At 33.7% G+C, this 16,390-nt stretch carries 18 protein-coding genes; 14 read left to right on the top strand and 4 right to left on the bottom strand.

Annotated features, from left to right (window positions below; genetic code table 11):
- Window positions 1–8 precede the first annotated feature (8 nt).
- A complete protein-coding gene (locus MST30_RS05475; RefSeq protein ID WP_243473377.1) occupies window positions 9–782 on the top strand; it encodes a glycosyltransferase family 2 protein in 774 nt (257 codons plus the stop codon).
- On the opposite strand, the gene MST30_RS05470 is transcribed toward MST30_RS05475, so the two are convergent.
- Window positions 766–2,079 (bottom strand): phenylacetate--CoA ligase family protein, encoded by a 1,314-nt coding sequence (locus MST30_RS05470; RefSeq protein ID WP_243473376.1) that lies wholly within the window; start codon window positions 2,077–2,079, stop codon window positions 766–768. The genes MST30_RS05475 and MST30_RS05470 overlap by 17 nt on opposite strands.
- A gap of 84 nt (window positions 2,080–2,163) precedes the next feature.
- On the opposite strand from MST30_RS05470, the gene purD reads away from it, so the two are divergent.
- A complete protein-coding gene (gene purD / locus MST30_RS05465) occupies window positions 2,164–3,435 on the top strand; it encodes a phosphoribosylamine--glycine ligase (RefSeq protein ID WP_243473375.1) in 1,272 nt (423 codons plus the stop codon).
- Here the strand turns inward: purD and MST30_RS05460 are convergent.
- Window positions 3,430–3,657 (bottom strand): DUF6341 family protein, encoded by a 228-nt coding sequence (locus MST30_RS05460; RefSeq protein ID WP_243473374.1) that lies wholly within the window; start codon window positions 3,655–3,657, stop codon window positions 3,430–3,432. The two genes, purD and MST30_RS05460, sit on opposite strands and share 6 nt — an antisense overlap.
- Window positions 3,658–3,773: 116 nt before the next feature.
- Between MST30_RS05460 and MST30_RS05455 the strand changes: the two genes are divergently transcribed.
- Entirely contained in the window at window positions 3,774–4,691 is a 918-nt protein-coding gene (locus tag MST30_RS05455) for a DUF6427 family protein (RefSeq protein ID WP_243473373.1), read from the top strand.
- Here MST30_RS05455 and upp read toward each other — a convergent pair.
- A complete protein-coding gene (gene upp, locus MST30_RS05450; protein ID WP_243473372.1) occupies window positions 4,680–5,339 on the bottom strand; it encodes a uracil phosphoribosyltransferase in 660 nt (219 codons plus the stop codon). The genes MST30_RS05455 and upp overlap by 12 nt on opposite strands.
- 74 nt (window positions 5,340–5,413) lie before the next feature.
- Here upp and MST30_RS05445 point away from each other — a divergent pair, with 74 nt between their 5' ends.
- A complete protein-coding gene (locus tag MST30_RS05445) occupies window positions 5,414–6,022 on the top strand; it encodes a DUF4254 domain-containing protein (protein ID WP_243473371.1) in 609 nt (202 codons plus the stop codon).
- 25 nt (window positions 6,023–6,047) lie between these two features.
- Window positions 6,048–7,100, top strand: coding sequence for a glycosyltransferase family 9 protein (locus tag MST30_RS05440; RefSeq protein ID WP_243473370.1), 1,053 nt, complete (start codon window positions 6,048–6,050; stop codon window positions 7,098–7,100).
- 32 nt (window positions 7,101–7,132) lie between these two features.
- On the opposite strand, the gene MST30_RS05435 is transcribed toward MST30_RS05440, so the two are convergent.
- The gene (locus tag MST30_RS05435) at window positions 7,133–8,191 is read right to left on the bottom strand and encodes a ferredoxin--NADP reductase (protein ID WP_243473369.1); all 1,059 of its coding nucleotides are present in this window, start codon (window positions 8,189–8,191) and stop codon (window positions 7,133–7,135) included.
- A gap of 103 nt (window positions 8,192–8,294) precedes the next feature.
- Here MST30_RS05435 and MST30_RS05430 point away from each other — a divergent pair, with 103 nt between their 5' ends.
- The 9 genes from MST30_RS05430 (at window position 8,295) to MST30_RS05390 (ending at window position 16,389) form a co-directional block, all read left to right on the top strand.
- Entirely contained in the window at window positions 8,295–9,773 is a 1,479-nt protein-coding gene (locus MST30_RS05430; RefSeq protein ID WP_243473368.1) for a DUF5687 family protein, read from the top strand.
- A gap of 15 nt (window positions 9,774–9,788) precedes the next feature.
- On the top strand, window positions 9,789–10,508 hold the full coding sequence (locus MST30_RS05425; RefSeq protein WP_243473367.1) for an ABC transporter ATP-binding protein: 720 nt from the start codon (window positions 9,789–9,791) through the stop codon (window positions 10,506–10,508).
- 231 nt (window positions 10,509–10,739) lie between these two features.
- The gene (porW, locus tag MST30_RS05420; RefSeq protein WP_243473366.1) at window positions 10,740–13,316 is read left to right on the top strand and encodes a type IX secretion system periplasmic lipoprotein PorW/SprE; all 2,577 of its coding nucleotides are present in this window, start codon (window positions 10,740–10,742) and stop codon (window positions 13,314–13,316) included.
- 18 nt (window positions 13,317–13,334) lie between these two features.
- Window positions 13,335–13,775: a bactofilin family protein gene (locus tag MST30_RS05415; protein WP_243473365.1), complete on the top strand. Its 441-nt coding sequence runs from the start codon at window positions 13,335–13,337 to the stop codon at window positions 13,773–13,775.
- Window positions 13,720–13,968 carry an AtpZ/AtpI family protein gene (locus MST30_RS05410; protein ID WP_243473364.1) on the top strand — a complete coding sequence of 83 codons (249 nt, stop codon included), beginning with the start codon at window positions 13,720–13,722 and terminating at the stop codon, window positions 13,966–13,968. Before MST30_RS05415 ends, MST30_RS05410 begins: the two co-directional genes overlap by 56 nt.
- Window positions 13,968–14,357 (top strand): DUF6168 family protein, encoded by a 390-nt coding sequence (locus tag MST30_RS05405; RefSeq protein ID WP_243473363.1) that lies wholly within the window; start codon window positions 13,968–13,970, stop codon window positions 14,355–14,357. Before MST30_RS05410 ends, MST30_RS05405 begins: the two co-directional genes overlap by 1 nt.
- 88 nt (window positions 14,358–14,445) lie before the next feature.
- Window positions 14,446–15,564, top strand: coding sequence for a F0F1 ATP synthase subunit A (gene atpB / locus MST30_RS05400; RefSeq protein ID WP_243473362.1), 1,119 nt, complete (start codon window positions 14,446–14,448; stop codon window positions 15,562–15,564).
- A gap of 33 nt (window positions 15,565–15,597) precedes the next feature.
- Window positions 15,598–15,792, top strand: coding sequence for an ATP synthase F0 subunit C (gene atpE, locus MST30_RS05395; RefSeq protein ID WP_014032715.1), 195 nt, complete (start codon window positions 15,598–15,600; stop codon window positions 15,790–15,792).
- 96 nt (window positions 15,793–15,888) lie between these two features.
- Window positions 15,889–16,389: a F0F1 ATP synthase subunit B gene (locus MST30_RS05390; RefSeq protein WP_243473361.1), complete on the top strand. Its 501-nt coding sequence runs from the start codon at window positions 15,889–15,891 to the stop codon at window positions 16,387–16,389.
- The last annotated feature ends 1 nt before the right edge of the window (window position 16,390 follow it).

Raw genomic sequence — 16,390 nt, 5'->3', positions numbered from 1 at the left:
ATGACTATATGGATGCTTTAGTTTCTATTATAACACCAATGTACAATAACGAAAGTGTTATAGAAAAAACAATACAAAGTGTCATAAATCAAACTTATACTAATTGGGAGCTTATATTAATTGACGATTGCTCTTATGACAAAACAACAACAATTGTTAATACTTTTATAAAAAAGGACTCCAGAATAAAAGTTTATAAGCATTCTACTAATAAAGGTGCTGCACAAGCAAGAAATCTTGGAACCAAAAAAGCGCGTGGTAATTATATTGCCTTTTTAGATGCTGATGATTTATGGCAAATAGACAAACTTCAACTCCAAATAGATTTACTGAATAGAACCCAATCTGATGTCTGCTTTGGTAGTTATGAATGGATCAATGAAAAAGGAATCCCTTTAAATGTAAAAGTAAACGCATTAGAATCATTAACCTATAAAAAGTTGTTAAGGGCCAACTATATAGGTAACTTAACAGGAATATACAATTGTGACTCTTTAGGAAAAATTTACACCAAAGATTTAAAAAAGAGACAAGATTGGCTACTTTGGTTAGAAGCTTTAAAGAGAAGCAATAAACCAGCAGTTGGACTTTCTGAAACCATTGCGTACTACAGAATTACACAAGGCTCATTATCTTCAAACAAGTTGAATCTTATAAAACACAATTTTAACGCTTATAGGAAAGGTTTGGGCTTCTCTGTTATAAAATCGTCATATTATCTAATCATGTTTCTTTATGAGCATCTATTTGTAAAAAAACGACTCATTAAGAATTTAATTTAGATACAAACTGTTTTAGTTTTCCGGCTTTTGTTCGTTTTAAAATCTTAACACGCTCAAAATCAATAGAGATATTAGGTTCTAAATACCGTTCCATTTCTTGCTTTACTACTGTTTCCTCATTAAGTGTCAGTATCCTTCTACTAACATATTTAATTTTAAAGGTGTCTATAGCCAATTGCTCAATCACAAATTCGGATACATTGCCATCATTTTCTATTACACTTTTGGTAATGTAATAAAATGTAAGCCCAGCTGCAGTCTTGCCACTAGGAAGGATTGCTATGTCATTAGTTCTTCCAATTAATTTTTTCAGAATAGGTTTCTGTAACATGCTTTCTTTACTTAAAACCCCAACATCTCCTATGTCATAACGGATAAAGGGATGCGCTTTATTATATAGTGAAGTAATGACTATTCGGCCTTCTTGTCCATACGGAAGTACATTATCGTCATCATCTAATATTTCAACATAAAGTGTTTCATGGTTAACTAGCCATTGGTCATCAGGATTTTGAAAAGCGATGAGGTCTAACTCGGAAGCGCCATATTCATTAACTACTGGAACACCAAATTGAGTTTCCAAAAGTGTTTTATCTTCATCAAACAACATTTCAGAAGTGACAATGCATACTTTTAAAGTTGGGCACACCGATTTTAAAATGACCCTTTCTCTCTTGAGATACTTGGCAAATTGCACTATTGGACTTGTATAACCATTAATATAGTCAAAAGACGTAGATTTAAACTTTGCTAATACACGTTCAAAAGCATTATCACTTAAATCAAAAACCGAAAACCGAAAACGATTACTAAACCAGTCCTTTAAACGTTCTTTATAATACCCTTTTTTATCTAGAGGAATACCATAAAAACGAGCTTGCTTTGAGGTGTTAAAATCAATACCATACCAAGAAAACCGATTCATTATTTCTGCCCAAGTAAGCGCATGGCACCATTTATCTTTAGCAAAAATAAAAGGGTCTCCAGAACTTCCAGAGGTTTTGTTTACATAAACAGCATCTTTAGTATAACCATTGCTTAATCGTTGTTCTAAGGGTTGTTGTAAATGGCGTTTGGTCATAACAGGAACCGAATCCCAATCGTTAAGGGAGATATTTTTGCCAAGCGATTTATAGAAGGAATTGTATTGTAGATGAAAGGCAACAATCTCTTGACGTTTGTTATTTAAATAATCCTCAAACTCATCACCATGTAGTGCCTGAATGTCGTCCAAAGCTAGTTTAGCCTTGTTAATATCAAAGCCGTTGAATTTTAATGAAAAATCGAATAGTTGCAAGATGTGTTAAGGCAAAAAGGTTTCTGTAAATTAATTGTTTTTTCATCGTAAAACCAATTATTTTTGCGCAAACAAAATACAATCATGAATATTTTAGTCTTAGGATCTGGCGGAAGAGAACATACATTTGCATGGAAAATTGCAAAAAGTAGCCACTGTGAAAACCTATTTGTTGCACCAGGAAACTCTGGTACTAAATCTATTGCTACTAATTTAGATATTTCAGTAACCGATTTTGAGGCTATTAAAGAGGCAGTACTAGAGAATAACATAGACCTAGTTGTTGTTGGTCCAGAAGACCCTTTGGTACAAGGAGTTCACGATTTCTTTTTAGAAGACCAAGACCTTAAAAATGTTGCGGTTATTGGTCCGCAGAAAGCAGCAGCTGAGTTAGAAGGTAGTAAAGAGTTCGCAAAAGAATTTATGATGCGCCACAATATACCAACAGCAGCTTATCAAAGTTTTACCAAAGACAATGTAGAAGAAGGGTATAAATTTCTTGAAACCTTAAATGCTCCTTACGTGTTAAAAGCTGACGGATTGGCGGCTGGAAAAGGGGTTTTAATTTTAAACGACCTAGAAGAAGCTAAAACCGAATTAAAAAATATGCTCGTTGACGCCAAGTTTGGTGATGCAAGTACCAAAGTGGTAATCGAAGAATTTTTAGATGGTATTGAGTTGAGTTGTTTTGTTTTAACAGACGGAAAAGATTATAAGATTCTTCCAACAGCAAAAGATTATAAACGAATAGGTGAAGGAGATACAGGCTTAAATACAGGTGGAATGGGAGCTGTGTCTCCTGTACCATTTGCAACAGACGATTTTTTAAGTAAAATTGAAAATCAAATTGTTAAGCCAACAGTTGATGGTTTACAAAAAGACAATTTACCGTATGTAGGATTCATTTTCATAGGACTGATTAAAGTTGGTGACGATCCAAAAGTTATTGAGTATAATGTAAGAATGGGAGATCCTGAAACCGAAGTCGTTTTACCTAGATTAAAAACCGACTTGGTAGCTGTTTTTAAGGCTATGGCAAACGGTACGTTAGCAAATGTTGCTATAGATATAGATGAGCGTGCTGCAACAACAATAATGTTAGTATCTGGCGGCTATCCTGAAGCTTACGAAAAAGGTAAAGAAGTTACAGGACTAGAAAAGGTTGAAGATTCTATTGTATTTCATGCAGGAGCAAATGACACAGATGGGAAAGTAGTAACTTCTGGAGGTCGTGTTATGGCTGTAACGTCGTACGGAGACACGTACCAAGAAGCCATAAAAAAATCTTATCAAAACATAGAAAAACTACATTTTGATAAGATGTATTATCGTAAAGATATTGGTTTCGACTTATAAATAAGAGTGCGAAGAAATACTTTTGTCTTCTTCGTTATTTGCATTAAATGTAGCAAGTTGTTTCATCCAATAAACAAATGCAACAAAGCCAATAGCCATAAAAATCCATGACATAGTGTTTGCAGCAAACCAAGAAGAAAGTTCAAGCTCTCTTAAATAGTCTAATGGTGCAAATAATACGTTGACAAATAAATCTTGTATTGCGTAAAAGAAATCCTTCATAACTTTATAAATTTACTCGGCTAGCGAGAATTAAATTATATTTATACTCACATCTAAATCAGCTTTACCAATTAGATGAAAGGCTCGATTGGATAGCAAAAATACAAAAACAGTAAATGATTACAAGCATTTTTAGTAAATCTAAGCCTATAAACTTTATAATGGTTGCTGGTTTTGTTATTATACTATTTGTAATTTCAAATTTCAGCCAGCTATTTACGGATGTAAATACGGCTTTAAAAACCTCTATAAAGCTAGTGGTAGCTGTCTTTTTTGTTTTTCTTTTAGACTTTATTATTTCAAAAAATAACCTTACCAAAAAGAATGGTTATGCCATAATGACGTTTGGATTGTTATTTGGATTGTTTCCTGAAGCTTTAAAACATTCAGATTTATTGATTGCTAATTTGTTTGTGCTTTTTGCATTAAGACGTCTCATTAGTTTGCAAACCAACCTTCACATTAAGAAAAAATTCTTTGATGCAGGTTTTTGGGTTATGATGGCAACCCTTTTTTATTTCTGGGCTATATTATTTTTTGCAGTTGTAATTGTGGCATTAATCTACCATTCAAAGAATAACTTAAAGAATGTTATTATTCCTTTTGTAGGTGTTGCTACGGTTATCTTGTTACTTATCGCTTACAACATTAGTGTTTATGATACTTATATAAAACCAACTAATTTTAGTCGTTATGCAAGTGTAGATTATTCCGTTTATAACAGTGGCGAATTTATTTTAAAGTTTACCGTTTTATTTACATCGTTTATTTGGACACTCATCTACTTTTTTAGAAGTATACAAGACAAAAACAAAAAACTAAAACCATCTTTTTTTCTTATAGCTTGGTCTTCGGTTATAGCTATCTTAATAGCAATTATTGCGCCTGTAAAAAATGGAAGTGAGTTTATCTTCCTATTTGCACCATTTTCTATAATTATGGCAAATTATATCGAAGTGGTTTCAGAAAAATGGTTTAAAGAAGTCTTTATTTCATTACTAATAATAGTACCCATTGTTAGCTTATTGCTGTAGTTTATTGCCAAAAGCTAAGTCACCTGCATCACCTAAACCTGGTACAATGTAGCCTTTTTCGTTTAGTGTACCATCAATATCTGCTATCCATAAATGAGCATTTTTGTCAAAATGCTTAGAAACAAAATCAACACCTTCTTTTGCTCCAATAACACTTACTAAGTGAATATCTTTTGGAGTGCCAAAAGGTTTAAGTGCTTCGTAGGTTGCTACCATAGATTGTCCTGTTGCCAACATAGGGTCTGCAAGAATTAAAGTTTTACCTTCTAGACTTGGACAGGCTAAATATTCAACAATAATTTCAAAACTTTCAGGATTGTGTTTATGATGTCTGTAAGCTGAAATGAATGCGTTTTCTGCTGCATCAAAATAGTTCAATAAGCCATTATGTAAAGGCACACCAGCTCTTAAAATAGAACATAGCACAATATCATTTTTATACAAAGTAGTGTTGTGATTTCCGAGAGGTGTTTTGGTTTTGTGTGCTTGAAAATAAAGCGATTTGCTTAACTCATAACCTAAAACTTCACCAATACGTTCAATATTTCGTCTAAAACGCATACGGTCATTTTGAATGTTCACATCTCTAATTTCAGACATAAAAGTATTTAAAATTGAAGGCGTTTCAGAAAGGTTATGAATTTGCATAATGATGTGTTTTTCTTGAATGGCTAAGTTAATAATTCAAAGTATATTTGCATATTCAAACTAAATAATTCGATATGTTTTCAGATAAAGCAAACAGTATATTTCAAGATGTTATTAAAACCTATAAAGTTTTAAATACGGTAGAACAACCTTTCACAAACAAGTATGATAAAAATGAAGATCTAATCGCTCATTTGTTATACAGAAAATGTTGGATAGATACAGTGCAGTGGGCTTACGAAGACATTATTAGAGACCCAAATATAGATCCTGTTGCAGCATTAAAACTAAAACGTATGATTGATGCATCTAACCAAGACAGAACTGATACGGTTGAATATATTGACAGTTACTTCTTAGATAAATACAAAGATGTTGCCGTAAAGGCTGATGCTAAAATTAACTCTGAAAGTCCTGCTTGGGCTATAGACAGACTATCTATTTTGGCATTAAAAATCTATCACATGCATTTAGAAACAGTGAGAGAAGATGCTACTGAAAATCATAAAGCAGCTTGCCAAAAGAAATTAGACGTTTTATTAGAACAACGTAAAGATTTGAGCACTGCAATTGATGATTTATTGACAGATATAGCGAACGGAGATAAGTACATGAAAGTTTACAAACAAATGAAAATGTACAACGACGATGAGCTTAATCCTGTTTTAAGAGGACAAAAATAAATTTTCATCCTGAACTTGTTTCAGGATGTCTATTCTGAAATTAATGTCAGCAGCCAAGCACATACTCGTCATAAGATTTTCGGCAATGGGAGACGTTGCTATGACAGTGCCTGTGTTGATTGCATTAACCTCACAACATCCGCAATTAAAAGTAACCGTTGTTACCAGAACGTTTTTTAAACCTTTTTTTGAAGACATTCCAAATGTTGAGGTTTATGTCGCTGATTTAAAAGGCAAACACAAAGGTGTTTTGGGGCTTTATAAACTATCAAAAGAACTTAGAAAGTTAGGCTTTGATGTTGTCGCAGATTTGCACAACGTTTTACGAAGTAAGGTTTTGAAGTTATTTTTTTTCGGGAAAAAAGTAATTCAGATTGATAAAGGCAGAGCAGAGAAGAAGGCTCTAGTTTCTGCTGAAGCAGTAAAACAACTAAAAACCACGCATCAACGCTATGCAGATGTGTTTAATACATTAGGATTTCCAGTTGATTTATCTCAGCCAAAATTTCCAAAAACAAAACCTTTAACCAAAGCTGTTTTAGGTTTAGGAATTAATACTAATGAAACTTTAGTTGGTATTGCTCCATTTGCAGCTTACGAAAGTAAAATGTATCCGCTTGAAAACATGGAGGCAGTTATTTCAGAATTGTCTAAAGATTATAAGGTTATCTTATTTGGAGGTGGTAAAAAAGAAATAGAGGTACTTAATGTCTTTGAAGCGAAATATGATAATGTGGTTTCTGTTGCAGGAAAATTATCGTTTAAAGAGGAATTGGAGTTAATTTCAAATTTAAAATTGATGCTTGCCATGGATTCGGGTAATGGTCATTTAGCAGCAATGTTTGGTGTAAAAGTGATTACGATTTGGGGCGTAACACATCCTTTTGCTGGTTTTGTACCCTTTAATCAACCTGAAGATTTTCAACTTACAGCAGATAGAAGCCAATACCCAAAGATTCCAACCTCGATTTACGGCAACAACTATCCTGAAGGCTACGAAAACGCAGCAGGAAGCATTGCTGTAGAGACTATTGTCTCAAAAGTAAAGTCTGTTATTCCTGCAAAGACGGGAATCTAATAGTCTAAAGGTCTAAAATCTAAGCATCTAGATTACACATCATCATAATCTACAGTAACCGCAGCTGTTGTAGGATGCGCTTGGCAAGTTAACACTAAGCCTTCAGCAACTTCATTATCTGTAAGAATATTGTTTTGTCTCATCTTGGCTTCACCTTCGGTTAAGCGTGCAATACAGCTACTGCAAATTCCACCTTGGCAAGAGTATGGTGCATCAATATCTTGTTTTAAAGTCGCTTCTAGAATAGATTGCTCTTTAGACATTTCAAACTCAAACTCTTCATCATCTACTAATACTTTTATTTTGGTGTTACCAGATAAATCTTCAACCGAATTTTCGTTTTCTGCGACAACAGGTGCTGTAAATAACTCGAAGAAAATAGCCTTTTCTTTAATGCCGTTTTCAACTAATGTGTCTTTTACAGTATGAATCATGGCTTCTGGTCCGCATAAATAAAAAGCTTCAATGTTTACACCTTGGTACTTATTTTTAACCATAAGGTTAACAGTGCTTTTTTCTATTCGTCCTAATAAAGCACCTTCTTCACGAGATTGGCTATATATAAAATGTACATGAAAACGATTACCGTACTTGGCTTGCATTTCTACCAAATCGGCAAAAAACATCGTGTCTTCAGAAGACTTATTTCCATAAACCAAAATAAAATTGCTAAACTGTTCTTCCTCCAAAAGTGTTTTGGCAATGCTTAAAACTGGAGTAATACCACTACCAGCAGCAAAAGCAGCAACGGTTCTGGTTTTAGCTTCGTTTGGTTCAAAAACAAAGCGACCATTAGGCTCAGCAACTTCAATAGTATCTCCTGTTTTTAGCTCTGTATTGGCATAAACTGAAAATGTACCACCATCAACCGATTTTACAGCAACGGTTAAATCACCACTATTTTTTGACGCGCAAATAGAGTAGTCGCGACGTATTTCTTCACCATTAATTGTGGTTTTTAGTGTGATGTATTGTCCTGCGTTGAAAGCAAAATTAGCCTTTAAGGAATCAGGAATTTCAAAAGAGATCGCTACAGCATGTTCTGTAACTTTTTTTACGGACTTTATTTTTAGGGTATGAAATTGTGCCATTACTATTATTTTCTGCAAAAATAAGGAAGGATGATTGTATAGTTAAATTTGTTTGTAACAAATTAACGTTTAAGTTTACTAATAGAAAAAACTAACCACAGATATGATAAAGCACTTTCTTAATTTAGAGTGGAAACAGTATTTCCGTTCGTCATATTGGCAAAAGAGTATGGCATTAAATATTCTTCTTGTCTTTTTTGCACTTTACTTTATTGTCATGTTCTTAGGTTTAGGTTTTGGATTGCTCTTTATCTTAAAGAAAACATATCCAGATCAAGACCCTTTTGTAATAGCTAACGGACTTTTATTCTACTGGCTTATGGTAGATCTCATGATGCGTTTCTTTTTGCAAAAGCTACCAGTAATGAGCGTTAAACCTTTGCTCACATTACCAATAAAGCGCTCTACCATTGTACATTTTGTACTTGGTAAATCTGCATTGTCGTTTTTTAACTTTTTACCACTTTTTGCGATTATTCCATTTAGCATAATGCTTATTAAAGAAGGTTACGAAACTTCTCAGATACTGCCCTGGATGTTTGCTTTAATAATTGTGGTACTCATTATTAATTTCTTAAACTTTATTATTGAAGCTTTATCCTCAAAAACCGATCTACCATTTTTACCAATATTAGCAACCGTTGGTGTTCTATCTGGTTTAGAGTATTTCAATATTGTATCAATGACGTCTTTGGTAGGTAATGCTTTTATGGGTATTTCTAACAATCCAGTTTTAATTGTAATTCCAATAGTAATATTAGCGATAACTTATGCTTTCAATTTTAAAATTTTAAGAGAAAAACTATTCTTAGATAGTGGGTTAAAATCTAAGGTTACAGAGGTTAAGGCAGCAGATTTATCTTGGACCAACCGTTTTGGGGACATTGCACCTTTTATGCAGTTAGACTTAAAGTTAATTTGGAGAAATAAACGCACAAAGTCATCAGCTTTTCTGATGCTTATAGGTTTGTTGTACGGCTTATTCTTTTACACGCAACCAATATATAGAGACTCGTTATATGCGTCATCTATTGTGGGAATTTTTTCAACAGGTATTTTCCTTATCAGTTTTGGGCAGTTTATTCCAGCTTGGGATAGTGGTTATTATAAAATGCTAATGAGTCAAAATATTAAATATGAGCAATATCTGCGTTCAAAATTTGTGCTTATGATGTTAAGTGTGGTTATTATGTTTGTTTTAGGCATTCCTTATATTTATTTTGGATGGAAAATACTAGTTGTGCATTTTGCAGCAGCTGTCTATAACATTGGTGTGAACTCGCACATCATGTTATTCGGAGGTTCTTTCAACAGAAAGAAAATAGATCTTAATCAGCGAGCAGCCTTTAACTATCAAGGGACAGGAGCTGTACAGTGGATTATCGGATTACCAATTATGTTAATTCCGTTGGTGATTTTTTCAGTAGCCAACTACTTTATTGGTTTCGAAGTAGGAGTAGCGGTTCTTATTTTAATAGGTGTTGCAGGTATAGTATTTCATAAAAAACTCATGAAATCCATCACACAACGTTACTTAGATTCAAAATACAAAATGATTGACGCATTTAGTCAAGATAACTAATTACACAACACAACCATGATACATACAAAAGACCTTTCAAAAACATATAACGGAACAACCGTTTTAAATATCGAAGAGTTAAACATTCCTAAGGGCCAAAGTTTTGGTTTGGTAGGCAATAACGGAGCAGGAAAAACTACTTACTTTAGTTTGTTGCTAGATTTAATAAAGCCCACGACAGGAAGCATTACTAGTAACGATGTTATTGTAGATAAAAGTGAAGATTGGAAACCTTTTACGTCTGCATTTATAGACGAAAGCTTTTTAATAGGCTATTTAACACCAGAAGAATACTTTTATTTTATAGGTGATTTAAGAGGACAAAACAAAGCGGATGTTGATGCCTTAACGTCTCAGTTCGAAGATTTCTTTAATGGTGAAATTCTTGGTAAGAAAAAATACTTGCGCGATTTAAGTAAAGGAAACCAAAAGAAAGCAGGTATTGTAGCTGCACTTATAGGCAATCCTGAAGTAATTATTCTAGATGAGCCGTTTGCGAATTTAGATCCAACAACGCAAATACGCTTAAAGCAAATTCTTAAAGATTTGGCACAAAAACAAGGTGTTACTATTTTGGTGTCTAGTCACGATTTAATGCACGTTACGGATGTTTGCGAACGCATTGTTGTACTAGAAAAAGGTAATGTTGTAAAAGATTTAGAAACCAATCCAACTACTTTAAAAGAACTTGAAGCTCATTTTTCTGGCAGTATGGCTGCTCAAGAGGAAGAATAAATTACCCAATCAATCAGTTTTAAGAAGCTTGTGAAGATTTAAAAATTCACAGGCTTTTTTGTTTAGTTAGACTTTGCCTATTCTCGAAAAACAGCTTAATAACATCATAAATTCAAAAAGATGCTTATTTTTACCACTTAGCACACTAAATGTGCTATAATTTAGTTATCTATTAATCAAATAGAACCAACGTTGAAGCTTAGCATAAAATCCATATTTACCTTTTTACTATTGGCAATTATTGTCCAAAATTGCTCGCGAAAAAAGGACACCTTTATCAACAGAAACTTTCATGCTTTAGGTACAAAGTATAATATTCTATATAATGGTGACATTGCTTTAGATAGAGGTAAACTTGCCGTTAATGACGCTTACACTGAGAACTTTTGGGAACTACTCCCTGTAGAGCGTATGCAGGTTAATGATGATATATTTTTGCCTGGACAATCCAAAAATGCAGATTTTGAGCGCGCAGAAGAAAAAGCAATAAAAGCTATTCAAAAGCACGGAATGAATATTGATGGCAAAGAGAAAAACCCTCAAATAGATGAAGCTTATCTTCTCTTAGGAAAAGCAAGATATTACGACCAACGTTTTGTGCCAGCACTTGCGGCTTTCAATAATATTTTAAACAAATACCCAACAAGCGATAAGATTAACCAAGTAAAGATTTGGCGCGAAAAATCTAACATGCGTTTAGATAACAACGAAGGCGCCATCAAAAAATTAAAACGATTACTAGACGAGGAAGAGTTAGAAGACCAAGATTTAGCAGATGCAACCGCTACTTTGGCTCAAGCATACATTAATATTAAAGCAAAAGATAGTGCTATACCATTGTTAGGTATTGCGGCAGAAAACACCAAAGTAAAAAGCGAAAAAGCACGTTTTCATTTTATAAGAGGGCAACTCTACAACGAGTTCAAGGAAAAGGATAGCGCTAATATGGAGTTTGATGCCATTATAGATATGCACAGACAAATTCCTAGAGCGTTTTACATAAACGCACACCTTGAAAAATCATATAATTTTGAACCTACAGAAGGGAATGAGGTTGAGTTCGTAGAATACCTAACCGAACTAGAGGAAAACAGAGAAAACAGACCATTCTTAGATAAGATTTATTACCGAATAGCAGAGTTTCATCGTAATAAAGCTTCAGATAGTATGGCAGAAGCGTACTACAACAAATCGTTGCGAAAAATAACTTCCGACAAGTACTTAAGAGCACTCAATTATGAAACTGTAGGAAACATGTATTTTGATCGCAATGTGTACAAAACTGCGGGTGCGTATTACGATAGTACACTAACTGCAATGACACCAAACACAAAGCCCTACAGAATCTTAAAACGCAAGCGAGAAAACTTAGATGATGTTATTTACTATGAAGGTGTAGCTCAAGTTAATGATAGCATTCTGCACATGGTTAGTTTACCAAAAGAAGAACAGCTAGCTATTTATGCCAAGTATGCTGAGGAATTAAAAGAAAAAGCACTTGAAGAAGAAAAACGCAAGGAAGAAGAGTCAAAAAAACAGGAGTCGAGACAAAATACAGCATTAAATACTTCAAAAGACAAAAACTCAAGACCTAATTTAAACCCTAGAGGATTGCCAGGTGAATTTGCTGTAAAAGGCGGAAATAATGGTAGTAGCTTCTATTTCTACAATTCGACAACTGTTTCTTATGGAAAAAACGAATTTTTAAAAATTTGGGGAGATCGAAAACTACAGGATAATTGGAGATTGTCTAACCAAAAAACAGGAATAAAAGATACCGGTAAAACAGAAAGCGCAACATCTATCACAGGAAAAGAAGATGAGTACAATCCTGAGACTTATATTGCCTCATTGCCAACAGAGCAAAAGGTTTTAGACAGTATCGCCAAAGAAAGAAACTTCGCCTATTATCAATTAGGAATCATCTACAGAGAAAAATTCAGAGAACTATTGTTGTCTCAATCTCGTTTTGAAGATTTATTGCAAAATAATCCAGAAGAACGACTCATATTACCTTCAAAATATAATTTATACAGAATTTACACGGAGTTGGGTTTAACAACAAAAGCAGAGGCGATGAAGTCTGATATTGTCACCAACTATCCAGACTCCCGATATGCCGAAATTTTATTAAACCCACAATCAGAACTGTCTAAAGACGAGAATAGTCCAGAAGCCATCTATACTAATCTTTATAAACAATTTGAAAATCAAGAATATGCTGAGGTTATTGCCGAAGCTGAAAGACAAATTAAACGTTTAGAAGGAGATGATTTCTTACCTAAGTTCGAAATTCTTAAGGCTTCAGCTAGAGGACGCCTTTACGGATTTGAAGAATATAAAAAGGGAATAGATTACATTGCATTAACGTATCCTAACACAGACGAAGGTAAAAAAGCGCAGGAATTATTAAAAAATGCCATTCCTGTATTAGCTAAAAAAGAATTCATAGAAGACGATAAAGCCACTCATTTTAATGTAGTATATCAATTTGAAAAAGGCTCAGAAGAAGACATAGATGCTTTTGTAAAAACACTTAATGAAGAGATTGAGAAAAAAATAAAATATTTCGACTTAACAACATCAATAGATGTGTATGATGAAAACACAACATTTGTTGTAGTACATGGTCTTACAAGTATACAAGGTGCAAGTGGTTTTGCGCAACTATTGCAATCCGATGAAAAGGACAGCAGAGGCAGACCAGTAAAGCCTAAAATTACGAAAGAGTACTTTGCTATTTCGTCTCCTAACTACGCTATTATTCAACGTCATAAAAACCTAAACGCATACCTGAAACTAGAGTAAATTAAAACCAAATCGACAATGTTTTCCTCAGACAATAAAAAATCTAAATACACATTAAGTATGGAAACAAGTACACAACAAAACATTATAGCGCAAGGCACCAAAATAGTTGGTGATATTGCGAGTGAAGGACCATTTAGAATAGATGGTACAGTTGAAGGTAATGTGAAGACATCTGGAAAAGTAGTGATTGGAAAATCAGGTTATATTAAAGGAACATTACAAGGAGAAAATGCTGACTTTGAAGGTAAGTTTTCAGGGAAATTAATTTTATCAGGTACATTATCTTTAAAATCTACAGCGCATATAGAAGGAGAAGTGCATACCAGCAAATTAGCTGTAGAACCAGGCGCAACTTTTAATGCCACTTGTAGTATGAAAGGCACTGTAAAAGCATTACCTAATGAAACAGCAAAACCAAAACAACCAGAACAAACCACCCAAAGACAACAAGGGTAAATACAATAAGTTTTTAAGATTTACAAGTGTTGCATTGCAAATGGGACTCACCATTTATGCAGGTAATCTCTTGGGTATGTGGTTAGACTCTAAATACAACTCCGACAAATTTGAACCAAGCATCACCTTATTGGCTGTTTTTGCCTCAATGTATATGGTTATTGCTCAGGTTATAAAAGTATCTAAAGAGTAATGGCTAAAAATCTTATTACTTACATTTTGGTTTTTGCTTCTGTAGGAGTATTGTCCTATTTACTTCACAATAATTTTATTGAAGAAAAAAACATTTCTCTTCCATTTTCATTAAAAAAAGTATACTTGTTCTTTGTACTTTTTTCCTTGGTTATATGTTCTTTATTTAAAATAGGAAGTGTTATTAACAAAATTAAAGAACAATTAGGCTTTATTTACTTGGGCACTATAATTTTTAAAATCACAGTTTTTGCTGTTGTATTTTATCAGTCTATTTTTGCTATAGACCTTACTAATGCTCAGCGAATTGCACTAATTATACCTATGGCAATCTTCTTATTTATCGAAGTGTTTTTTGTGGCAAAAATCTTAAACAAAACTTCTTTCTAATTTATCTCAATAAAATTGGTTTAATTGTTAATAAATTATGTACTTTTGCGCCGAATTTATCTAGAGTAATATTTTTCAAAAGAAAAAAATGAAGATAGCAAACAAACCTATCAAATCTTACTTACTGATTGTATTAGCGTTAACTACATTTTTTGGTTATGCTAGTGATCCTGTAAAATCGCAAGACGGAGGAATTGTAGACACAGAGCAAGAAGTTAAAGATTATATCCTTCATCACTTAAAAGAATCGCACGACTTTCATTTGTTTTCTTACACTAGCAATGGTGAAAGAAAACACATCAGTTTTCCTCTTCCAGTTATTGTTTGGGGAGAAAACGGATTAACAACATTTATGTCGTCTGCCTTTCATCACGACGATGCAGGACATGTTATCGTAGAGAAGAACGGTTCTAAATTTGTTAAAATTCACAGTAAAATTTACGAATTAGAAGAGGGTGCAACTTCGGTTAATTTCGATGACCATCATCACCCCAAAAACGCTCATAAGGTTATGGACTTTTCCATCACAAAGAGTGTATTTGGTATTTTGGTAATTGGTCTTTTAATGTTATTCTGGTTCTCTAGATTGGCAAAGCAATATAAAAACAAAAGTATCCCAACTGGTTTTGGTAGAGTGTTAGAGCCACTTGTGGTTTATGTGCGTGACGAAATCGCAAGACCTAACATTGGAGACAAACACTACAGAAGATTTACAGGTTACTTATTAACAGTGTTCTTCTTTATTTGGATAATGAACTTAGTAGGTTTAATGCCATTTGGCTTTAATGTAACAGGTCAGTTAGCTGTTACTGCAGCTTTAGCGGTATTAACCTTAATCATATACACATTTAGTGCTAAAAAAGATTACTGGCAACACGTATTATGGATGCCAGGAGTGCCAATTTTTGTAAAACCAGTATTGGCAGTAATAGAATTAGCTGGACATTTCTTAATTAAACCATTCTCGTTACTTGTGCGTTTGTTTGCAAACATCTCAGCAGGTCACATTGTAGTAATGAGTTTAATTGCAATTATGTTCACATTAAAGAACGAATTAGGTACAGTAGGTGCAACAGGCTTATCGCTTGTGTTGTCGTTCTTTATCACGTTAATAGAAGTTCTGGTTGCGTTCTTACAGGCTTATATCTTTACAATGCTTTCGGCATTATTTATAGGTATGGCTGTTGAAGAGCACGATCATCACTAATAGATTTGTTTAATTAATTTAAATTATTTGGCTATGACAGTTCCAAATTTAGTAGGTGCAGGTTTAATTGTAATCGGTGCTGGTATCGGATTAGGTAAAATTGGTGGAAGTGCAATGGAAGGTATTGCGCGTCAACCTGAAGCAACTGGTAAGATTCAGACTGCGATGATTATTATCGCTGCATTATTAGAAGGTTTAGCATTCGGTGCTTTATTCTTAGGAAAATAAGAATCGAAAATGTAAACTAATAAACACGAATTCCTGCAGCGGTTGGTTGCAGGAGCGTGTTTTACAAAAAATTAAAAAAATCAAAGTAAATATATAATGGAGCAATTATTAAACGATTTTTCACCAGGATTATTTATAGTACAAACAATACTGTTTTTACTATTAATCTTTTTAATGGTGAAGTTTGCGTGGAAGCCAATTCTTAACTCTTTAAATGATAGAGAAGAAGGTATTAAAAGTGCATTAGATGCAGCTGAGAATGCTAAAAAAGAAATGGAAAACCTAAACGCAGATAACGAGCGTTTATTAAAAGAAGCGCGTATTGAAAGAGAAGCACTTTTAAAGGATGCAAGAGAGATGAAAGACAAAATCATTTCTGATGCTACTCACGAAGCGCAAGAAAAAGCTGGCAAAATGATAGAGCAAGCTCAAGCTGCAATTGAGACTGAAAAGAAAGCTGCTATGGCAGAATTAAAAAGTCACGTAGCTGGTTTATCTATCGAGATTGCAGAGAAAGTTGTACGCGAAGAGTTATCTAACAAAGACAAGCAATTAAAGCTTGTTGAAGATATGTTAGGTGAAACCACTTTAAACTAAT

The sequence above is a fragment of the Winogradskyella sp. MH6 genome (genome assembly GCF_022810765.1).
Taxonomy (GTDB): Bacteria; Bacteroidota; Bacteroidia; order Flavobacteriales; family Flavobacteriaceae; genus Winogradskyella.
The sequence above is the reverse complement of the archived record's forward strand: the minus strand, read 5'-3'. Positions and strand labels throughout refer to the sequence as shown.